Origin of the sequence: Pseudofrankia inefficax (assembly GCF_000166135.1) — a bacterium.
In the GTDB taxonomy this organism is placed as follows: Bacteria; Actinomycetota; Actinomycetes; order Frankiales; family Frankiaceae; genus Pseudofrankia; species Pseudofrankia inefficax.
This window is the reverse complement of the sequence record NC_014666.1, coordinates 7,607,819-7,623,821: the sequence shown is the minus strand read 5'-3', so window position 1 is coordinate 7,623,821 and position 16,003 is coordinate 7,607,819. Positions and strand designations below refer to the sequence as shown.

Sequence of the window (16,003 nt, the reverse complement as noted above, 5' to 3'; positions counted from 1 at the left end):
CCCGTCTCAGATCGCGGCCCATTCGGCACCACACCGTAGGACCGACGCTCCGCCCGCCTCGGCCAGGACCCCGGCCCTGGGCAGGGGCTCCCCGCGCGTCTTAGTCGAGGTCGCGACCCTGGACGGGCTGATCCGCATCGTCCGCGCCCACCTCGATCCAGCGTTGGCGAGGGCGCTCAGCGCCCGAGCCGGCGGAGCGGTCGCCGGGCGCGTAGCGCCCGGCGACCGCTCCGCCCTATTCCCACTCGATGGTGCCCGGGGGCTTCGAGGTGATGTCGTAGACGACGCGGTTGACCTGCGGCACCTCGTTGACGACCCGGTTGCTGATTCGTTCCAGCAGGTTGGCCGGCAGCCGGGCCCAGTCGGCGGTCATCGCGTCCTCGCTGGTCACGGCGCGCAGCACGATCGGATGGCCGTAGGTGCGCTCGTCGCCCTGGACGCCGACCGAGCGGACGTCGGCCAGCAGGACGGCGAACACCTGCCAGATCTCGCGTTCCAGCCCGGAGCGGCGGATCTCGTCGCGCACGATCTGGTCGGCCGCCCGGACGATCTCGAGGCGTTCGGGCGTGACCTCGCCGATGATCCGCACCGCGAGGCCTGGCCCCGGGAACGGCTGCCGCCAGACGATCTCCTCGGGCAGGCCGAGCTCCTCGCCGAGCCGGCGGACCTCGTCCTTGAACAGGGTCCGCAGCGGCTCGACCAGGCCGAACTGCAGGTCGTCCGGCAGTCCGCCGACGTTGTGATGCGACTTGATCTTCGCGGCGTCGGGGGAGCCGGACTCGATGACGTCCGGATACAAGGTGCCCTGGACCAGGTACTCGATCCGGCTGCCGGCGGCCTCGGCGCGGGCCTCCAGATCGCGCGCGGCCTCCTCGAACACCCGGATGAACTCCCGGCCGATGATCTTGCGCTTCTGTTCCGGGTCGGTGACGCCCGCGAGGGCCGCGGCGAACCTGTCCGCCGCCTTGATGTGCACCAGCTCGACGCCGGTCGAGGCGACGAAGTCCCGCTCGACCTGCTCGGCCTCGCCGGCCCGCAGCAGGCCGTGGTCGACGAACACGCACGTCAGCGCGTCGCCGACGGCGCGCTGCACCAGTGCCCCGGCGACCGCCGAGTCGACGCCGCCGGACAGCCCGCAGATCAGCCTCGCGCCGCCCACCTGGGCGCGGACCGCGGCGACCGCCTCGTCGACGATGTTGACCATCGTCCACGCGGGCCGGGCACCCGCGCCGTGCAGCAGGAACCGGCGCAGCACCTCCATGCCGTGCTCGGTGTGCAGCACCTCCGGATGGAACTGCACGCCGAACAACCGCCGCCCGAGGTCCTCGAACGCGGCGACCGGCGTGGACCGGGTGTTCGCCGTCACCGAGAAGCCGGGCGGGGCCGCGCTCACCGCGTCGCCGTGCGACATCCAGACCTGCTGCTCGACCGGCAGGCCGTCGAACAGGAGGCCCGGCCGGGTGACCGAGAGTGTGGTCGCGCCGTACTCGGCCGTGTTGGTCCGGTCGACGGTGCCGCCGAGCGCCTGCGCCATCACCTGGTGGCCGTAGCAGATGCCGAGCACGGGAATGCCTGTGTCGAACAGCGCCGGGTCCACCTGGGGCGCGCCGGGGGAGTAGACCGACTTGGGGCCGCCGGAAAGGATCACCGCGCTCGGCCGGCGGGCGAGCAGTTCGGCCACCGGCGTATTCCATGGCACGATCTCCGAGTACACATGGCACTCGCGCACCCGTCGGGCGATCAGCTGGGCGTACTGCGCACCGAAGTCGATGACGAGGGCCGTGTCGTAGCCCGGGTGCGTCGGCTGTGCCTGGCTCGTGGAGCCCTGGCCTGCGGCTGCGTGCTGCCCGGCCGGAGCGTTCTGGTCGAATTGTGCGTTTTGACCAGAAGAAGCGGGCTGACCTGATCGCGAGGCCGTCGGGCGGTTGGGCGGGCGGTTGGGTGCGCTCACCTGCCAAGTCTACGGAGCAGCGCCACCGGTCGGCCGCCGCCGGCGCGTCGCCCGCCGGAACACCGGACCCGCGACGGGCACGGGGTGGCGCGTCCGGATTGCCAGATCGCGCGCATGTTAACAATACGTATCTGGCCTGAAACTCTCGGAAACATCTTCCGATGAAGGTCGGCCATCTCGATCACATGGCTTCCAAAGCACTCCGGACGGTTATCGAGATCCGTCGCGGTGGTGACGCTGACGGCATCCCTCCGGTCTTCCTCGGTGGCGACCGTGCGTCGCACCCGTGATGTTCCGACGGCTGCGTGCCACCTACCCGGCGTGGGCGGGCCTCATGAAGTGCGCATCAGGCACACAACTCGTAGCTTCGTAGTACGTGGCGTAAGGTAGCCACCTTTCGAGCGCGAACTCGGTACCGCTATGGTGCCGACCGAGGGACATCCGGGTCCGATACCGGGCCATCCCCAGAACGCCCTGTTCCGGGGGGCCGGCGGAGAGGTTGCGAAGTACGTGCGCAGACAACCGATGGCCAGCAGCACGGGCATCGCCGCAGACCCGATGCCGATGCCGGCGCCGGGCGCTCCCGTCGTGGAAGACGGGGGCCGCGGTGAGCGCCCCGTTGTGGCTCGACCCCCCGACGGAGGTGGCGGGAGTCGCGGTGGCCGCGGCGTCCTGTCCAACCCGTCGAGCTGGCGGGTTCGTACCAAGCTGATCGCGATCCTCGCGATCCCGGTCGTTGCGATCATCGTCAACGCCCTGATCGACGCGAGTTCGGTGCTCACGAGTACCCGGGACATCAACCGGGTCTCGCACCTGATCACCATCGACCGCTCCGCGCTCGACCTCGCGTACAACGTCGAACTTGAGCGCACCTTCACCGCTGAATATGTGGCCCTGCGCGCGGTCAACCAGGCACCAGCCTCCGACCCGGTCGTGGCCCGCCAGAAAGCGGTCGACGCCTCGTACAAGGCCTACCAGGACGTGGCCAACGGCAAGCGCGGGTCGTTCAGCCCCCAGGTCAACGAGGCGCTCGACGCGGTCGCGACCGGCCTTGACGGTCTGCCGACCAAGCGCGCGGCCATCGGCAGGCTGACCGACCCGGTCTCGGTCATGACCTCGTACGACTCCATGATCGAACCTTTGATCGACCTCGTCGGCCTGATCCCACAGGGCAACGACGACCGGCAGCTGGACAGCTCCGTCGACGCGACCCTGCACCTGGTCCGGGCGACCGACCTCCTCGCTCAGCAGCAGGCCCAGATCAACACCTACCTGGTGTCCGAGCTGCCATTCACCAGTGACGAGTTCCGGTCGGTGCTGAGCACCGACGCCGAACGCAACAACGAACTCGACCAGTTTGACAAGTCCGCGTCGCCGGCTCAGAAGACGCTGTATGAGCAGGCACTCGACCCGCGCCTGAACAACGACGTTTTCAACACCCTGAAGAACACTGACCGGGTGCTCAACTCGACGGTCTCCAAGCCGCTCAACGACGGACAGATCGACCAGATCGAGTCCACGAAGTGGCTGCAGAACACCCGAGCCATGATCACGGTCAGCTACAGCGTCGCCAACGGCATGCTGGATCAGATCAACTCGCGGGTCGGAACCCTGCGGCGCGGGATCGAGCGGCAGGCGATCTTCTCCGCCCTGTTCACCGTCCTGATCCTGGCCGCCGCGCTGATCATCACCTTGGTGGTCGCGCAGTCGCTGATCCGCCCGCTGTTCGCCCTGCGAACCGCGGCCCTCGACATCGCCGAGCGAAGACTGCCCGACGCCGTCCGAAGACTGCGAGACTCGTCCGAGCAGGTGATCGACGACGAGGTCGAGACGGTCGGTATCGACACCGACGAGGAGATCGGCGAGGTCGCCCGGGCGTTCGACCAGGTTCACCACGAGGCCGTCCGGCTGGCGTCCGAGCAGGCCGTGCTGCGGAACAACGTCAACGCGATGTTCGTCAACCTGTCTCGCCGCTCCCAGGGCCTCGTCGAGCGCCAGCTGCGCCTCATCGACGACCTGGAGAACCGCGAGCAGGACCCGGACCAGCTCGCCAACCTGTTCAAGCTGGACCACCTCGCCACCCGAATGCGGCGGAACAACGAGAGCCTGCTGGTTCTCGCCGGTACCGACACCGCTCGGCGCTGGACCCACCCGGTCCCGCTCAACGAGGTCGTCCTCGCGGCGATCTCCGAGGTCGAGCAGTACACCCGCGTCAAGCAGACGACCGCCGCTCCGGTGTCCATCGCCGGTAACGGTGTCAGCGACGTCGTCCACCTGATCGCGGAGCTGCTGGAGAACGCGACCTCGTACTCCCCGCCGGCGACGGACGTCGTCGTCACCAGCCACTCCCTCGGCCCCGGTGCCGGCGCCATGATCGAGATCGTCGACATGGGCATCGGCATGCCGGCCAAGGACCTGGAGCGGGTCAACGAGCGGCTCGCGAACCCGCCGGTCGTCGACGTGTCGGTGTCCCGGACGATGGGCCTGTTCGCGGTCGGTCGGCTGGCCGGCCGGCACGGCATCCGCGTCCAGCTGCGCGAGTCGCCTTCCCGCGGCATCACCGCGGTGATCCGGCTGCCAGCCAAGCTGGTCACCGGCGACGCCGTGGGCGGCGGGACGGGCCCGGGGTCGCAGCGGCCGGGTGCGTCGGCGGCCATCGGCCGGCCGGGCGCTGACACCGGGTCTCGGCCGGGCTTCGGAGCCCCCGGTACCGGTGCGGGCCGGCCCGAGCTGGGTGCCGGGTCGGGAGGCCCCGCGACCGGCCCGGTCCGCCAGGCCTTCGGCGGCCCGCAGCAGTTCGGCCCCGGCCAGGAGAACGGCCGCGGCCGGCAGCAGCCAGACGGGTACGAGGACCAGGACGAGCGGTTCGGCCCGCCGAGCGGCGCGCTGCCCGCCATCGACCCCGGTCGGTTCGGGCCCCCGCCGCTCGCGATCGGCCCCGGCAGCCAGCAGGGCGGCCCGAGGACCGGCCCGGTGCCGCTGCCGGCTCAGGAGCAGCCGCGGTACACCGAAGAGGACACCCAGCGGTTCGGCCCCTTCCCGGGCATGCAGCCGGGGACCGGCCCGAGCCAGCAGCGTGGCTACCAGCCCGAGCGCGAAGAGCCCCGGCCGGACGAGCCGCGGTACGACGAGCCTCAGTTCGAGGAGCCCCGGTTCGACGGGCCCGGGTACGACGACGATCGGCGTGGCCCGCGGACTGGCCCGGTCGACCTGCGGGAGTCGTGGAGCGGTGAGTTCCCGGCGCAGCGCCCGGTCAGCCCGGACTCGCTCGACCACACCGGCCCGATGCAGCGCCCGGGCACCAGCCCGCTGCCGATGCCCGACCGCGCCCGCCAGGCCGACAACGGCTACCAGGGCGACAGCGGCTACCAGGCGGACAACGGCTACCAGGGCGACAGGGGTTACCAGGGCGACAGCGGCTACCAGGGTGCCAGCGGGTACCAGGGTGCCGACGACTACCCGAGCGACCCCGGCTACCAGAACGGCGCCGGCTACCGCGAGCCGGCGCAGCCGGACCCGCAGGAGAACGTGTTCGCGCGCCCCGCGCACCGGCCGGAGCCGGAGCCCGTGGACGTGCCGCGGCCTCGCTGGGAGGAGCCGACAACCGGTGGCTACGCCCGGCCGCGGGCCGAGGACACCGGCGAGCTGTACGTCGGCGAGGGCGAGGACGTCGACACCACTCCGATCTTCGACTCGGTCTCGGCCTGGTTCCAGCGCCGTTCGCCGAGCGACGAGGCCCGGCGTGGTCCCGACCCGGTGGTCGAGACCACCCCGCCGGGGGCGTTCGCCCCGCCGCCGGCCGCGTTCACCGCGCCCCGCGCGTCCGCGGGCATGCGGGTCATGGGCAACGGCGGGTTGGGCGACAACCAGATGCAGCGTCCCGAACCGACGCCGGCGCCCGCGCCGATGCCGGCCCCAACGCCGATGCGTCCAGCCGCCGGGCTGCGCACGGACAACGGGATGGGCGGCGGTACCGGCCCGAACACCGGCGGCCTGAGCACCGGTGGTCTCAACGGAGGCGGCTACCGTCAGCCGGCCGCCTACACGGAGCAGCAGACCGGGCCGCGCCCGGCCGAGCCGCCGCTGCCGATGCGTGGCGCGGAGCCACCACTGCCCGTACGGGGCGCTGATCCGCCACTGCCTGTGCGGGGCACGGATCCGCAACTGCCCGTCCGGGGCGGCGGCGAGCCGCGCTCGTGGGAGTCGGCCGGCGACGCCGGTTGGCAGGCGGCTGAGGCGCTGCGGCAGCCGCCCAGTGACGAGCAGAACTCGACGACCAAGGCGGGCTTGCCGCTGCGGGTGCCGATGACCCATCTAGTCCCCGGCAGCGCTGAGCCGGCCAGTAATCGCAAGACCCCGCCGCGGCCAGCTGACGCCGCGACCAGGTCCCCCGAAGCGGTTGGCGGACGGCTCGCCAGCTTCTACCAGGGTGTCCGGCAGGGACGGGACATGGGTGCCGAGACGAGAAGCGCCCGCCGCGACGGGCAGGAGGAACGGTGAGACCGGTGGTGAGCGCCGAGGCGCAGAACCTGAACTGGCTGATCAACAATTTCGTCGACCGGGTTCCGGGTGTGGCGCACACCGTCGTGGTCTCCGCTGACGGACTCCTGTTGGCGGTTTCCGACGGCTTCCCGAGGGACCGCGCCGACCAGCTGGCCGCGGTTTCCTCCGGTCTGGTCAGCCTCACCCAGGGTGCCGCTCGCGTCTTCGAGGCCGGAATGGTCACCCAGACGGTCGTCGAGATGGAACACGGCTTCCTGTTCATCATGGCGATCAGCGATGGGGCGAGCATGGCGGTGCTGGCCGCGCCGTCCTGTGACATCGGCCTGGTCGGCTACGAGATGGCACTGCTGGTCAGCCGGGCCAAGGCGGTCCTCACGCCCGCGCTGCGCCAGGAGCTGCAAGGGACGCTCCCGCGATGACCGGGCGTATCGCTGACGCGGTGATTCCATCCGAGGTGAGGGAGATGCCAGCGTGAGCGAAATGGGGGGCCCGCCGGGACCAGTCGTCCGGCCGTACGCCATGACCGGGGGTCGTACCCGGTCGCGTTACGAGCTCGCCATCGAGGCGCTCGTCATCACCACCCAGTACGGCGAGGAACGCGCGATCGGCCTCAGCCTTGAGCAGCAGTCCATTGCTGCCATGTGCCGCCAGGTTCGTTCAGTGGCCGAGATCGCCGCCGGCCTGCGGGTGCCCCTCGGAGTCGCGAGGGTGCTCGTCGGCGACATGGCGGACGAGGGCTTCGTCCGCGTACACCAGCAGCCGGACCGCGACGAGGCGCCGGATCTCGCGTTGCTCGAAAGGGTTCTCAGTGGCCTACGAAAGCTCTGACCACAGACGCGTCAACTCATCGATCGCGACCACCTCGGTCAAGATCGTCGTTGCCGGCGGTTTCGGTGCGGGGAAGACCACCTTCGTGGGCTCCGTCTCGGAGATCGTGCCGCTGCGCACCGAGGCCGTCATGACGGAGGCCGGCGCCCACGTCGACGACCTGACCCACCTGGTCGACAAGACCACGACCACGGTGGCGATGGACTTCGGCCGGGTGTCGCTCGACGAGGACCTGATCCTCTACCTGTTCGGCACGCCGGGGCAGTACCGGTTCTGGTTCATGTGGGACGACATCGTGCGCGGCGCGATCGGCGCGATCGTGCTCACCGACACCCGCCGCCTGGCCGACTGCTTCGCCGCCGTGGACTATTTCGAGCAGCGCCAGCTGCCGTTCGTGATCGGTCTGAACTGCTTCGACGGGGTGCTGCGGCACTCGATCGAAGACGTCCGCGAGGCGCTGCAGATCAGCCCGTCGGTGCCGATCATCACCTGCGACGCCCGTAACCGTGACTCGACGAAGACCGCGCTGATCGCGGTGGTCGAGCACACGATGTCCCGCGCCGCTCTGCGCGCGTAGCTCCAGGGCGCCCGCCCGCGCGGGCGCGTCCGGGCGGGCCGTCGGCCGGCCCGGACATGGATGAGGGGGAAGGCGACCGCCTTCCCCCTCATCCATGTCCGGGGCCCTGCGTTCCGCCGTGGCCGCCCCGCGATGGCCCGTACGGGCCGACCTGGGAGCGCGCCGGAATGGCCCAGAATCGGCCCTGAGGGCCTCACTGTGGCTCGCGTTACGGTTGTCCCAAGGAAGTGGGCCCGCGGACGGTGACGGCCGTCTCAGCGCCGCGCGGGCGCTGAGTGCCGCGGCCTGGGCTAGGCGTCGTAGGTGATCGGGCCGAGCTGGCCCTGGTTCTGTAGCGCGTTGTTGCCGCTGCTGTTCACCTGGACCAGCTCGAAGGTGTAGCTGTCCTGGTGCCACCGCCACTGCGCGCCGTTCAGCGGGATCGTGGCCACGTTCTGCGGCAGGCCCTCGCGGGCGCCGAACTTGACCTCGCCGAGGATCGTCCGCGCGGTCAGGCTCTTCAGCGCGGAGGCGATCGACTTCCGGTCATCGATCGAGTTGATCGCGCTGAGGGCCTGCGCGGCGACATCGAACAGCGCCATGGACGCGCCGAGCTGCTGCGGCGAGGTCTGGCGGCCGGTCTCGGCGCGGTACTTCTGGCCGAGGTCCTTGGACGGCAGGTTGGTCACGAAACTGCGGTTCGGGCTGCTTTCGGACCAGAACAGCTCGGTCGTGAGGTTGTTACTGACCTGGGCGCCGATGGTGCGCAGGTCGCTGTCGAACATGGCGGCCTTGGAGACCGTGATGATCTTCGGTTCGAAGCTCTTCGAACCCGCGTCTCGCTCGAACTGCGCGAAGTCCGTCTCGTCCAGGATGCCGGTGACGATCTGGACGTTCCCGGCCTGGAACGCCGAGATGAGCGGCTTGAAGTCCTTGGTGCCCGGAGTGTAGAGGTAGTCCTGCTGGCTGCCCTTGCCGTCGAGCTGCTTCGGGTTGACCAGCTTCCAGTTGTTGTCGAGGCCCGCGCGGAACGGCAGCTTGGGGTGCGAGAACCACTGCCCGTCGACGCTGTTCGGCCACAACGCCCCGACGGTCCGGTTCGTCGCGACGCGGTCCCCCCACATCGACGAATAGGCCTGGTAGTAGTCGTTGAGGCCCGCGAAGAAGTGGAAGGTCCAGTTGAACGGGTTCTTCAGGTCGATGGTGCCGCCGCGCGAGAAGTACCAGGACTCCCAGGGCGCCATCGTGGAGATGCACGGCACGCCGGCGACCTCGCACTGGTCCGCGACCGGGTTGACCGTGTCGGAGGTCGCGTCGACCAGGACGATGTCTACCTTGTCCTCGTAGATCAGCTGGGTCGCGGCCTTGGCGGCACGGGCGAAGGTCGACTGGCTGTCGCGGATGAAGATCTCGACAGGGTGGGTGGAGTTGCCGACCGCGATGCCACCGTGGTCCTTGAACCAGGTGGTCATGTAGTCCGTGACGAACAGGTCCGTCGAGGCGAACGCGCTGAGCGAGCCCGACTGGGGCGTGACCACGCCGATCCGGACCGGCCGTACCCCGCTCGATCCCTTGGAGCCGGAACACGCGGCCAGGAGGCTGGTCGCGGGTGCGATGGCCGCCGCGGTGCCGGCGAGCCGCAGTAGTGCCCGCCGGTCGACGAAGCGGAAGCCTCGGTGGGTCTCGGGCTCGGCCGCGGTCGCGCCGGCCGGGCCGGTAGCGGCCGGAATGGCGTCTGCGCTGGCCTGGCTCGTCGTCATGGGCGTTGCGCCGTCGGCCATCTGCGGCTGGTCCGCGACGGCGGCGGTGACCCCGGCAGCAGAGGTGCCGTTCGGCCGCTTCTTACCCATAAGACGGTCAGACCTGTGCATGGCCCCTGATCCTGCCGCACCCCGCTCGAAACCCGGCGACTGGGTCCTTCACGACGAATCGGCGCGGCCGGTGGGGCCGGTCGAGTGGTCGCCGGGGCCGCGCGAAGTGGTCACCGATGGTCGCAGTCGAAACCTTTCGGTGACAGTTTGGCAACGTCTCGTCAAAATTAGTTGAGCTTGCAGAACATGCTGTTGCCCTTGGTGAGCGTCACGGTCGCCGTCACTCGGCCACCGCCCTTCGGCCAGCCGGCGATGCTGGTGGCGGTGTCGCCCTGCAGGGGTCCAGAAGAGAACGAGACCGACGCGATGATGTTGGATGGGTCGTCGTAGTTCGGCGTCGCGATCACGTAGGCACCAGACTGCCCGTTCCAGGTGTAGGTGCCGGTTGTCGCCGGCACGAGCAGAACGCTGGTCGTGCCGGCCGCCACCGTGGTGGCGCCCGTCGTGGCGCCCGCGGTGGCCGAGACGCTCGCCGACGGTCCGGCCTGGCAGATGTAGGTGCCGTCCACGAGCGCCTTGCCGACCTTGGCGTCCGGGTTCGTGCCGGCGGGGGAGGGCGGCGTGGTCGCGACGACGCTGCCGCCGCCCCGGCCGCCCCCGCCCCGGCCGCTGACGAGTACGTAGAGACCCAGCGCGACCAGCGCGAGGGTGACCGCCACCGCGAGCGGCCCGAGCCAGCCGTGCCGGAACCAGGTCAGCCGGTCGGCCGCGTCACCGTGGGCGCCCCGCCGGGCGGTCGGCGCCTGCCGCGAGGCCATCTCGTCGTGGAGGTCGGACAGGTCCTCGGTGGCGAATCTGCGCCGGGTGCCGGTCGGGCCGACCTTCGACGCCGTCGCCGCGGGTTCGTGGGCATCGGCCGGGATGGCCGGCTCCAGCAGGTCGGCGAGCTCGTCCCTGACCGGCCGGGCGTCGTCGGGACGCTCGCCCGGGCCGCCCCGGTAGCCGCCGGTCGGGCCGGACGCCCCACCGCGGGCGTCCGGCGGCCCGCCGTTGCGGCGCGTCTCATCCCGGCCCTGGTCGGGCCCTGGTCCGGTTCCGGACCGGCCCGCGGTGTGGCGGCGCGGTCCGGTCCGTCCCGGCTGACCGGTCGTGGCCGGGCCACCGACACCCGGCCGCACGGGATCGAGCAGGTCCGTCGCCGGTGCGTCCGCGTGGCGCGCGCGAGTCTCGGCCGACTGTTCGGCTGGCCCGGGAGGCCGGCTCGGGTCGGCTGTCACGTCCCGGCCCGCCCGGCCGCCACCGATCGCCCTCGAAAGCACCGAGGTCATCTCGACCGGAGCCGGCGGGGCCCCGACGTGCTCCGCGCCGCCGCGACGGCCGCGCCCGGCGGTGGCGCCGGGAACGGCGCCGACGTGGTTGCCGGGAGCGGCGCCGAACGGAGCCGCCCCGCGGCCCGGCTCGCCGTACGCCGCGGCGGCCCCGTTCTGAGCGGATGCCCCGTTGTGAACGGCGTCGCCGGCCGTGTGCTGGGAATCGCGCGCGGCCGGGCCGGGCTGGCCGTGACGGCGGGATCGACGTCCAGGGCCCTGGACGCGGGGTTCCGCCGGCCGGCCTGGCTGGCCGACCGGCGCCGACGCGAGCCCGGCGCCGCTGGCCGCTGGCTGCTGGCCGCCGGTTCCCGCGAGCGGGGACTGCGCCGCTGGGAGGCTCGGGGACGCCGGTGCGCCAGGACGCTGGGGAGGCGGGCCGGTCCGCGACGAGGTGATCGGCCGTGACGAGGGCAGATCGCCGGTGCCGAGGGGATCGCGGGGGTCGATGATCGGACTACCCGTACGGCGGCGCCACTGTCCGTTCGCCCCGGGCTCGCCGCCGCCCGGAGGCGCGGTGGGCCGTACCGGCGTCCGCCAGTCGCTCGACGCCGGGTCGCCCGCCGCCGCGCCGAAGCCCGGGACGGCCTGCGCCGGCTCGCCGGAGGTGGCCCGGCGGGCCGCCGGGGAACCGGGTGACCGAACTCCGGGGGTCTGGACCGCGGGCGCTTGGACCGCGGGCGCCTGGGCTCCGGACGGCTGGGCCCCGGACGGCCGCGCGCCGAACGGCTGGGGGCTCAGCGGCTGGCTGCCCGCGGACGGGACGCCTGGCGCTGCGAAGCCGGGGGTCGCGCTCCCGGCCGGAGGGGAGCCCGCCGCTGGTGGCGACGTCCTGGCGACGGGATACGGGTCGAAGCCAGCCGCCCGTCCGTTGGGTCCGTCCACCGTCGGTGTCCGCCAGGGCGACGCCGTGGCATCCGGCAGGCTGGCCCGCATGCTCTCGGCGGCGCGGCTGGCCCACGGGTTCGCCGTGCGGGTGCCTGCGTCGGTCGCCCCCGGGGCGGGCTGGCCGGACGACGGCCCGGCGCCCGGCTGGGTGACGGGCAGCCCCCGGGCCGGCGTGAAGAAGATGTTCGGCGCCGCACTGACGGGTGCCGCCGGGTCCGGGGCCGGGGCGGGAGCGCTCAGCGGTGAGGCCGCGGGCCCGGACGCGGCACCCGGCGTCTGGCGGAGCGGCCCGGGGTTCCAGGCCGTCGGGGCGCCGCCGGCGGGCTGGGTGCGGCCGGCCACGGGAGGGTCGCCGCCAACCCGGACGGAGCCGGTCACCGGCCCCAACCGGACCGGACCGCTGACCGGGCTGGGGCGCTGGGGCCCGGGCTCGGCCGCCGTGCCACCGCTCGGCTGGGCGGGCCACGTCCGAGCCGTCGGCGCCACCGGAGCCTGAGCGCTGGGGCCATAGCCGGGCCTGACCTGCGTGGGGCCCGCGACCGACGGGGCAGGGCCGACGTCGATCCCGGTGACCGACAGCCCGGTGTCCGAGCCGTTGCGGTCCCAGTGGCTGGAGCTGACGGCGAACGGGTCGACCACGCCGTCTGTCCGCGGCCGGGTCGTCGAGCCGCCGATGACCCAGGCGGCGTCGGCCGTGGTCCCGTTCGGGCGGGGCGCCGACGCGGCCTCGTCGACCCGCTCGACCGCGAAGAAGTCGTCACGGCTCGCGGCCACCGACGGCCCAGGGTTGCCCGGCTGGCGAACATGCGGCAGCCACTGGTGGGAACCCGCGTCCCACACCCAGGCGCCGTCGTCGCTCAGCAGGCGACCGCGGTCATCGGTGGGCAAGCCTGTGCACCCCTGGTCCGGTGCCACGCCGCATCCCGCGCGCGTGGAGTGAAGGTTGGAGCGGTCGGAGGCGGGGACGCCACAGGCCCCGACGAAGCCGACCAAAGGTTGCCAACCAGTATGACCTGCCCGTCGAGGCGGTGGGACCGCCCCATCCGGCGTTCGGTGGACCCGCCCGGGGCAGGCGCCGCTGCTCGGCCCCGGACGGCCCTATCTCAGCGACTTGCAGGCGTCCTTGATCTCCTTGACGACCCGTTGACCGGTCGCCGAGGTGGGGTCGGCGTTGATGCGCAGGAAGTCCTCCTGGCTGTAGCCGGCCTCGAGCTTCTGCAAGGTGCAGTTGCAGTAGGCCTGCGCGCCGTTGCTCTGCTGGACGCACTGGTCGAGGTAGACCTTGCGGATGCTCGCGTCGTACTGGCGTGAGGCCGGGACGGATCCGCCAGCGGTGGTGCCCGTGCCGGACGAGCCGCTGCCGCCGGTGGTCTTCAGCACGAGCACGACCGCGACGATCACGACGACCAGGACCGCCGCGCCGACGGCGAGCATCCGGCCCCGGGACGCCCGCACCTTGCCGACGAGAGCGCCGGCGGACCTACCCCGGCCGCCACGCTCGTCGTCCTCGTCCAGGTCGTCGTCCTCGTCCTCGTCGTGCCCGGGGCCGCCACGGCGACCCGCCTCGGCGCCACCCATCCGGGCCAGGCCACGCAGCCTGCCGCGGGCACCGGTGAGGCCGCCCTGCTCGTCGGCGTCCTCGTCGTCCTCGTCGTCGTCGACGAGCAGGTCGTCGACGTCCCGGCCGAGGTCATCGTCGAGGTCGTCACTGGGCCGGGCCACCCGTGGCCCGGTACCCGAGCCGGCCTTGGTGAAGGTGGACGTGCTGAACCGGCCGCTGCCACCACGGGCGCCGGCGTCCGTCGGCAGCGGCCCGGTGGAGTCGACGCCCAGGACGGGGGCCGCCGCCCGGTTCATGGCGGGGCTCGGGCCGCCGTCGAGACCGTCCGCCCCTCGGGCGCTGCTCGGGCCGGTGCCGCCCGAGCCGGCCCGGCTCTGCGCCGGCCCGGTCCCGGGGCCCCGGCTCTGGCTGGGGCCGGTGCCGCCGCGCGTCCAGCTGCCGGTGCTCGGGCCGGTACCCAGGGGGTCGGCCCGGTTGAACGGGCCCGACAGCGGGTCGGCCCGGTCGTAGCCGCCGCGGGTGGAGCCGCCGGAGCCCAGCGGGTCCGCGCGGTCGTAGGGGCCGGTGCCGAGCGGGTCCGCACGGTCGTACTGCCCGCCGCCCAGGGGTTCGGGGCGGTTGTAGGGGCCGGTGCCCAGTGGGTCCCTGGCCGACCAGGACCGGGACTGCCCGGTGCCCGGGGCCGCGGGCGCGCCCGGGCCCCGGTCGGCGCCGCCACGGGTCGGCGCCGCGCCGGCACGCCAGTTGGTGCCGGTGTCCAGCGGGTTCGCGCCGGTCGGCGGGTCCGCGCCGTAGCCGGATCCGGGCCGGCCGGTGGTGGACGGCTGCGGGTAGGGACCGGTGGCCGGGGCCCAGGAGGCCTCGCGGTCGCGGCCGCCCCGTGGGTCCGCGCCGAACAGCGGGAAGCTGCCGGTCCGCGGCTCCTCGTAGCCCTGCTGGCCGGCGCCCGGGCGCCCGTAGCCGCCGGTCTCCGCCTGGGCGGGCCGCTGACCGCCGCCGGGGCCGTAGGCGCCGGTCCCGCCACCACCGCGGGCGGCGGAGGGGCCGGTCGGGCCGGCGGCTGGGGAACCACCGGGGCGTGACGTCGTCGGCTGCCAGGTCTGGGCGCTCTCGTCCCACACGTAGGCGCCGTCGTCGCTGACCCAGCGGCCGTGCTCGTCGAGGCGCATTTGTGATCCTTCGGGATGGAGACGGACGCTCCAAGGGTGCCACGTAGGGCGTGACGCCGACGCCGGGGGTACGCGCCGGCCATCTCAGACCAAGCCCAACGCCGCCCACAGCTGGCCCACAGGGTGCCCGGGCCAGGCCATCAGGTGGGGACCCGACCCTTGCGATCGACGAGGCGTGACCGGCTCGCGACGTCTAGTGCTGTCCTGGGCCGTCCGAGCCGAGCCTCAGCGCGACCACTGGCCGGCCGCCGCCGAGAGCATGATCTCCGCCTTCTGGAACTCCTTCAGGCTGGCGTAGCCGGTGGTGGCCATCGCGGCCCGCAGCGCGCCGGCGAGGCTGACGGTGCTCGCGGCGCCGCCCTGGTCCGGGCCGACGAGGATCTGCTCGAGGGTGCCGGCCTGCTCGACCGGCTGCCAGCCGCCGCGCGGCAGGTCGGAGTGCAGGACGTCCATCGACCACATGCCGCCCTGGCCGGGTGCGTCGGTGGCGCCGGCGAGCACCCCGTCGACCATCACGGCGTCGGCGCCGCAGGCGACGGCCTTGGCGATGTCCCCGCCGGTCCGCAGGTCGCCGTGCGCGATCACATGCACGTACCGGCCGCCCGACTCGTCCAGGTAGCGCATCCGGGCCCCGGCGGCGTCGGCGATAGCGGTCGCCAGCGGCACCCCGATCCCGAGCTCGGCCCGGTTCGCGTCGCCACCCCCCGTGCCGACCCCGACGATCACCCCGGCGGCCCCGGTGCGCATCAGGTGCAGCGCGGTGGAGAACGAGGCGCAGCCACCCACCAGGACCGGCATGTCCAGGTCACCGATGAACCGCTTCAGGTTCAGCGGCTCGGTCCGGGTCGACTGGTGCTCGGCGGAGACCGCCGGGCCGTGGATGACCAGCAGGTCGACCTGGGCGGCGAGCAGATCGGCGCTCAGCGCCTTGACCTTCTGGGGCCGCAGCGCCGCGGCCGTCACGAGGCCCGCGTCCCGGACCTGACCGACCCGCTCGGCGATCAGCTCGGGGCGGATCGGCGCCCGGTACAGCTCGCGCAGCCGGCTTGTGGCCGTCGCGGCGGGCAGGCCGGCCAGCTCGGCGACCAGCGGCAGCGGGTCCTCGTGCCGCGTCCAGAGCCCCTCGACGTGCAGCACGCCGAGGCCGCCGAGCTTGCCGACCGTGATCGCGGACTCCGGTGAGCTGACGGCGTCGGCCGCCGCCGCGACGATCGGCAGGTCGAAGTGGTAGGCGTCCACCTGCCAGGCGAGCGAGACGTCCGCTGGGTCGCGCGTCCGCCGGGACGGGACGATCCCGACCGCCGCCAGGTCGTACCCGACCCGCGCACTCTTACCGATGCCGATCTCAACCTCAGCCAACGCTGGCCTT

Annotated in this window: 9 protein-coding genes; 4 read left to right on the top strand and 5 right to left on the bottom strand. The window is 72.8% G+C overall.

All coding sequences use genetic code 11. The features are described 5' to 3' along the window. Nucleotides 1-235 precede the first annotated feature (235 nt). Nucleotides 236-1,951 carry a glutamine-hydrolyzing GMP synthase gene (guaA, locus tag FRAEUI1C_RS30705; RefSeq protein WP_013427280.1) on the bottom strand — a complete coding sequence of 572 codons (1,716 nt, stop codon included), beginning with the start codon at nt 1,949-1,951 and terminating at the stop codon, nt 236-238. 420 nt (nt 1,952-2,371) lie between these two features. On the opposite strand from guaA, the gene FRAEUI1C_RS30700 reads away from it, so the two are divergent. The 4 genes from FRAEUI1C_RS30700 to FRAEUI1C_RS30685 all read left to right on the top strand — a co-directional run bounded on the left by FRAEUI1C_RS30700 (nt 2,372) and on the right by FRAEUI1C_RS30685 (nt 7,859). After that, nucleotides 2,372-6,451, top strand: a complete 4,080-nt coding sequence (locus FRAEUI1C_RS30700) for a nitrate- and nitrite sensing domain-containing protein (RefSeq protein ID WP_013427279.1) — start codon at nt 2,372-2,374, stop codon at nt 6,449-6,451. Then, nucleotides 6,448-6,873, top strand: a complete 426-nt coding sequence (locus FRAEUI1C_RS30695) for a roadblock/LC7 domain-containing protein (RefSeq protein ID WP_013427278.1) — start codon at nt 6,448-6,450, stop codon at nt 6,871-6,873. Before FRAEUI1C_RS30700 ends, FRAEUI1C_RS30695 begins: the two co-directional genes overlap by 4 nt. Before the next feature lie 61 nt (nt 6,874-6,934). After that, entirely contained in the window at nt 6,935-7,282 is a 348-nt protein-coding gene (locus FRAEUI1C_RS30690; protein ID WP_041261829.1) for a DUF742 domain-containing protein, read from the top strand. Then, nucleotides 7,263-7,859 carry a GTP-binding protein gene (locus FRAEUI1C_RS30685; RefSeq protein ID WP_013427276.1) on the top strand — a complete coding sequence of 199 codons (597 nt, stop codon included), beginning with the start codon at nt 7,263-7,265 and terminating at the stop codon, nt 7,857-7,859. Before FRAEUI1C_RS30690 ends, FRAEUI1C_RS30685 begins: the two co-directional genes overlap by 20 nt. Before the next feature lie 290 nt (nt 7,860-8,149). Here FRAEUI1C_RS30685 and FRAEUI1C_RS30680 read toward each other — a convergent pair whose 3' ends face one another. The 4 genes from FRAEUI1C_RS30680 to FRAEUI1C_RS30665 form a co-directional block, all read right to left on the bottom strand. Continuing rightward, entirely contained in the window at nt 8,150-9,688 is a 1,539-nt protein-coding gene (locus FRAEUI1C_RS30680; RefSeq protein WP_232425183.1) for an ABC transporter substrate-binding protein, read from the bottom strand. A 188-nt stretch (nt 9,689-9,876) separates the two neighbouring features. Then, on the bottom strand, nt 9,877-12,792 hold the full coding sequence (locus FRAEUI1C_RS39165) for a hypothetical protein (RefSeq protein WP_041259760.1): 2,916 nt from the start codon (nt 12,790-12,792) through the stop codon (nt 9,877-9,879). 210 nt (nt 12,793-13,002) lie between these two features. Further along, nucleotides 13,003-14,634 (bottom strand): hypothetical protein, encoded by a 1,632-nt coding sequence (locus FRAEUI1C_RS30670; protein ID WP_013427273.1) that lies wholly within the window; start codon nt 14,632-14,634, stop codon nt 13,003-13,005. 225 nt (nt 14,635-14,859) lie between these two features. Continuing rightward, entirely contained in the window at nt 14,860-15,993 is a 1,134-nt protein-coding gene (locus FRAEUI1C_RS30665) for a GuaB3 family IMP dehydrogenase-related protein (protein ID WP_013427272.1), read from the bottom strand. Nucleotides 15,994-16,003 lie beyond the last annotated feature (10 nt).

Coding starts and splice junctions, on each gene's coding strand:
- FRAEUI1C_RS30670 (WP_013427273.1), bottom strand. CDS start 14,634: ATGCGCCTCGACGAGCACGGCCGCTGGGTCAGCGACGACGGCGCCTAC.
- FRAEUI1C_RS30680 (WP_232425183.1), bottom strand. CDS start 9,688: ATGGGTAAGAAGCGGCCGAACGGCACCTCTGCTGCCGGGGTCACCGCC.
- FRAEUI1C_RS30690 (WP_041261829.1), top strand. CDS start 6,935: ATGGGGGGCCCGCCGGGACCAGTCGTCCGGCCGTACGCCATGACCGGG.
- FRAEUI1C_RS30700 (WP_013427279.1), top strand. CDS start 2,372: ATGGTGCCGACCGAGGGACATCCGGGTCCGATACCGGGCCATCCCCAG.